The sequence below is a fragment of the Natronolimnohabitans sp. A-GB9 genome, assembly GCF_030848565.1.
GTDB lineage: Archaea > Halobacteriota > Halobacteria > Halobacteriales > Natrialbaceae > Natronolimnohabitans.
Genome location: NZ_JAVDDV010000062.1, coordinates 1 through 1,279, shown reverse-complemented (window position 1 = coordinate 1,279; position 1,279 = coordinate 1). Strand labels below are relative to the sequence as shown.

General features: G+C 56.1%; 1 protein-coding gene. It reads right to left on the bottom strand.

The features are described 5' to 3' along the window. Nucleotides 1-15: 15 nt before the first annotated feature. Entirely contained in the window at nt 16-1,227 is a 1,212-nt protein-coding gene (locus RBH26_RS21285) for an IS701 family transposase (RefSeq protein WP_306760370.1), read from the bottom strand. Between the last annotated feature and the right edge of the window lie 52 nt (nt 1,228-1,279).

Genomic DNA, 1,279 nt, shown 5'->3' with positions numbered 1-1,279 from the left:
CTCAGCTCTGCACGTTCATAAACTCCCTTCTGAATGGAGGAAGAGGTGGTCGATTTTCTCCATCAATCCATCGAGATCGCGGTCTGGTTGGTCGCGCACCCACGAGAACATGTTGTAGATAGCCTCTTTGAGACCGTGTTCGAGCTGTGCTCGGAGCGACGAGGCTTTTGAGACGAGTCGCTCCGAGGCGCTCGATTCGGGACCAAGACGAAGGAGGCTGTAGGTCAGCATCTGAAGGTGCCAGTGACGACTGGCACCGTCAGAATCACGCACCTCGCAGTCTCCAAGGCCGAGATCCTGCTTCGAGTCCTCGAAGAATGTCTCGATTCGCCATCTGTACGAATAGCTCCGAATGATGTGGGCAGAGGGGGCGTCGACCTTATTCGTCGCAAGGTACTTGACCGGATTGTCCTCGTCCTCGTCAGTGCCTTTCTCAGCGATTACCAGCCGTACCTCGCCCAACTTCGAGATCGGGAGCGTCTTCGTCCAGATCTTGTACGTTTCCTCGTCGATCTCTCGCTCTACCTTGTCGATGCGCTCTTCCAGCGCATCGACGCGCATCTCCTCGTTATCGTAGGTTACCTGCCGATTGCTTCGGAGCGGTCCAACCCAGTCCTTGCCGTAGGATGTGACGTGCTTGATCAGACCCGAGTCGTGGGCAAACCACGAGTCGAAGAGGTAGGTGTCCGCAGGCACACCTACCTCTTCTTCCAGTTCCGTGATTATCTCCCGTGCAAGCTCGTATTTCGTCTCGTTCTCGTCCTGGTCGTCGTCGGCTTTCTCGTACTGGCGGAACGCGAGCGGATAGGAGGTTTTGTCGTCGGTGTAGAACGCGTAGACGAGATTCTGTCCCCAGACAGGTTCACCTTCGGTGTGATCGTAGAACTCTCCAGCACCGGGAAGTTCCTTCCCGGTTCGCTGGAACACCGAATCATCGATTACGATGTAGCCATCCTGTGACCACCGCGTCTGACCGTGTTTTTGCAGTTCTTCTAACCGCTCGTGGTTGAGCCGGTCTTCGTCCCAGTCGTACTCGGTGATGAACTTGTTGAGTGCTCGCTCGCTATTGGCAGGAAGGACTTCTCGTGCAATCCCGGTCACGGTCTTGCTGCGGCCCGCAGCAAGACCTGTCACGTACGTTTTGGCGTGATGAGTCTGGTGATAGGACAGTGAGTCGAACTCATCCAGCGGGTCGGTACACGAGAGGAAGTCCGTAATCGGCAGCATTAGCCGTCGGTTCCATCTACACTGCGCCCCGACTTAAACGTGCAGAGGCGAG